Below are 3,575 nucleotides of genomic sequence, written 5' to 3' on the forward strand. Positions count from 1 at the left end.
ATGCCGCCGTGGGCGCTGCCGGCTGCGGCGACGCAGATGGGCTTTATGAGCCGCACGAAAGACGGTTCCGTGGACAACGCCAACGCCCTGCGGTTTGAGGATAAAGCGGGCGCAGAGCAGGTATGGATCCAGGCCGAGCGCAATCTTGATATTAACGTCAAAAACGACGAAACACATTCTACTGAAAAAAATCGAACCCAGTTCGTTGGCGAAGATGAAACCTTACGGGTAGCGAAAAATCAGAAATCAGGGATTAAAGGCGATGTGGTATGCCTGACGGGGAACAGTCGAAACGATAAAGTCGTTAATAATTTTATACTTTCCGCAGGAAATACGCTGAGACTGGAATGTGGTGAAAGCGCCATCGAGCTATCAAAAGACGGCAGCGTCCATATCATTGGTAATAATTTTAACTTTACTGCGAAACAGAACGCGCAAATTAATACGCTTTCCGGCGAATTACATTTGAACCCTGATGATGGACAAAATGTCATCGATCCGCCTGGCGCATCCCTTCAGGGTGAAATCCAGCAGGAAGTGGATAGTTTTTTTGTTATTAATGGCAATAAATAAGAGTAACCCGAATGGCTGAATATATTCTTCAGGAAGCATCCCTTGCCTTACCCGATGTATTTAAAGACAGAACCATGAATTTATTTACCCTGAGTGATAAAGGAGCCAGCGAGTTTACTTTTGTTGTTTCTCGTGCGAGTGCTAAAAACGAAGATAAAGTCCATGATGCGGCAACTCGTTTGGTACGTGAACTGGAAATTACGGTGCCCGACTTTCGTCTCGAATCCTCGCAGATGACCTCTGTTGATGGTCTCCCGGCAGTTGAGCTTTTTTATCAATTCAAAAATGATAATGCGATCATTTTCCAGAGGCAGACCGTTATTTTGCTCGGTGACCATCCTGGCGGCCAAAAGATGGTGTGTTATATCGGTACTTGCCCGGGCGAGTTTAGCGATTATTATCATAATCAATATCAGGAAATTATCCGCAGTATTAAGTTCCACAAACCGGCTCAGACTGAAACTAGAGAAATGCTCGCTGCCGAGAGCCAGGGGCCATTTTTTGCGCTTGATAGTGAGAGTAAGGAATTGAGTGTCTTTGAAAACATTCAGGAACTGTATGGACATCTTTCGCTTCAGCGGGCGAAAGAGGGGCAATATTTGCTTTTTGAAAAACAGGGTAAACCACTCAGTATTGCACCCGTTCCGGGGAGCCAACCCCTTCGTTACGCGCTGTGGACGACTTTCGCAGACAAATCACATCACCTACTTTCACAGCTTTCCGTATGCCGCCAGGTGTCTGGTTCTGACCCGCTTGATACAGCCGACCGGATCCGTAAGTATCTGATGGCACAGCGAGCCGAATAGCCATGTCCGAATGTCAGGCTGCTCGCGTAGATGATGAGATTGCACATACAGCCTCAAAAGGCTGGATGATTGCAGGATTGGTGGGCGGGGCCATTCTGGGCGCAGCTGCCGTTGTCGTCACCGGAGGGACCGCGCTGGTTGCTGTTTCTGCCGTTGCGGCTGGGGCATGCGCTGCGGGTGGGTTGGGTGAGCTCCTCGGCAGTATGTCATGGGCTCCACGCCATACTACCGGTACGCTAAAAGAAGGTTCACCCAATGTTTTTATCAACAGCCGAAAGGCGATCCGCGCTCACCTGTCAGCCGGAGAGTGTGATGAGCACAGCGGTAGCCTGCAACGGGTTGCGGAAGGTTCGATAAAAGTTTACATCAACAACTTTCCCGCCTCTCGCACAGGCGATAAATTGACATGCAGCGCTGAGATTAGTCAGGGATCGCGTAATGTTATTATCGGTGGAAGCAAAGTTCAGACCGATGAAATAAGTCCTGAAATCCCGGAATGGGTGAACTGGACGATGCTCGCCGTTGGTGCCGGAGCCATGGCGGTGCTGGCCAGTCCGGCAATCGCACTTCTGAGTACCCTCGGTGCGATGGGCGGTGGGACAGTCGGTAGTTATGCGGGGGGAATGCTGTTTGGCGAAGGTAGCGACGGTCAGAAATGGGGGATGCTGATCGGCTCGGTTATTGGCGGCGGGGCTGGCATGAAAGGCGGGGCAAGGTTTGATGCGTGGCGGGCTGGTAAGCCTGTTCTCGAACCGGTTAAGCCAAATATTTCGGCCCGAAGAGCTGAACTTAATGAAAAATTTGGACGCACGGGCGATCTTAATAGAGATATTAATATCCGTGCAAATCAAAAAATTGTTGATGATTTTATGCGTTCTCAGGGTGTTGAAGAAAGTAAAATACCAGCTTATCGCAGCGGTATAGATCTTGAACAGAGAGTGACAATTGAAACAATCAATAAAGGCAAAATAGCTTATCAGAATCAATCCCCAGGGAATTGGCAAGGAAACTGGTATTCTCTTGACGAATCGACCCCTGCCACAAAACTAGGCATTAACCCAGAGGGACAGGTCAGGGATACGGGGTTAATTGTTCCTAAAGAAGTAAAAGCTTATCAAGCGCAACAAAAAGTTGAGATGCTTCGAAGTAGTGCCACACCAGCCTTGGACACCTGGTCTGTACCAGACAAACCTTTCCAGACAGAAGGCGGTGGGATACAATGGTTTACCACTAAGCGTGATATTTGGACTCCATATAATGAATAACATGACAGCTCTAAATTATGTTGAAAAAGCATTAACTTTAGCAGAAAAGAGATATGCTGAGGTAAAACATCTCAACCCCCACTCCCCACTTTTACAAATGTACGATTCTATTGTACAACAATTAATATTTCTACGGGATTTAATCGAAGGCAAGGAAAAGGATAAAGCAAAATTATGGAAAATGACTTTCGGTATGTATGCAGCAAAGGAGTTTGATAATTCTGATGAGTTGTTTTTTGAAAGGTTGTCGGATGCCTGGTTTATTGTGGATCAAATCCGCCGAGGGTTAAAGGTTAGACTGCCGCATGAGGTTGATGCCAATTACAAAATGAAACAACATAATCTTAAAATGAAATATCCTGGTGAATTTTAGGGTTTGATATTAAAAATATTTTATTATGGGTTAATGGTGATAGACTTACATGCTAATTTGAATGTATTGTTAAAATATGTAGATATATATCGTAAGTACTTACCTGTTAGCAGTCTTTCAGTCCAGCAGAAGATGCAGTATAAATATAATGATAAACTATTAGAATCATCTTTTGATTGCGATGCACAAAAACAATGGGACTTAACACCACAATGTAACATCTCACTCGCGGAATCACGGGATCGTGCTGTCGGTGCGCTTATAAGTCTTGCTGTTGGAGATGCTGTAGGTACGACGCTCGAATTTTTACCTCGTGACAAAGCACATGTCAAAGATATGATAGGTGGTGGGCCATTTCGACTCCGCGCAGGTGAATGGACGGATGATACATCCATGGCATTATGTCTTGCGGAAACGCTTCTTGAGAAAGGTGATGCTGATACTATATGCTTCAGGAATAAGCTTCTGGAATGGCATCGGCTAGACTGGCCCCATGAATCTCCAGACAGTTGGTATCACTTAAGTTAGTGATAGTCTTAATACTAGTTTTTAGACTAG

At 46.0% G+C, this 3,575-nt stretch carries 5 protein-coding genes; all 5 read left to right on the forward strand.

The features are described 5' to 3' along the window. The coding region (locus C6A40_RS24560; RefSeq protein ID WP_032667635.1) for a bacteriophage T4 gp5 trimerisation domain-containing protein at window positions 1-573 on the forward strand (573 nt) is incomplete at its 5' end. Between the two features lie 11 nt (window positions 574-584). After that, window positions 585-1,379: a DcrB-related protein gene (locus tag C6A40_RS24565; protein ID WP_114191463.1), complete on the forward strand. Its 795-nt coding sequence runs from the start codon at window positions 585-587 to the stop codon at window positions 1,377-1,379. A gap of 2 nt (window positions 1,380-1,381) precedes the next feature. Beyond that, on the forward strand, window positions 1,382-2,644 hold the full coding sequence (locus tag C6A40_RS24570; RefSeq protein ID WP_008503525.1) for a polymorphic toxin type 46 domain-containing protein: 1,263 nt from the start codon (window positions 1,382-1,384) through the stop codon (window positions 2,642-2,644). Then, window positions 2,637-3,017, forward strand: coding sequence for an immunity protein Tsi6 family protein (locus tag C6A40_RS24575; protein ID WP_008503524.1), 381 nt, complete (start codon window positions 2,637-2,639; stop codon window positions 3,015-3,017). The genes C6A40_RS24570 and C6A40_RS24575 overlap by 8 nt, the downstream gene beginning before the upstream one ends. Window positions 3,018-3,149: 132 nt before the next feature. Beyond that, the gene (locus tag C6A40_RS24580) at window positions 3,150-3,545 is read left to right on the forward strand and encodes an ADP-ribosylglycohydrolase family protein (protein WP_446717789.1); all 396 of its coding nucleotides are present in this window, start codon (window positions 3,150-3,152) and stop codon (window positions 3,543-3,545) included. The last annotated feature ends 30 nt before the right edge of the window (window positions 3,546-3,575 follow it).

It is taken from the genome of Enterobacter sp. GER_MD16_1505_Eko_090 (genome assembly GCF_003331015.1).
Lineage (GTDB): Bacteria > Pseudomonadota > Gammaproteobacteria > Enterobacterales > Enterobacteriaceae > Enterobacter > Enterobacter roggenkampii.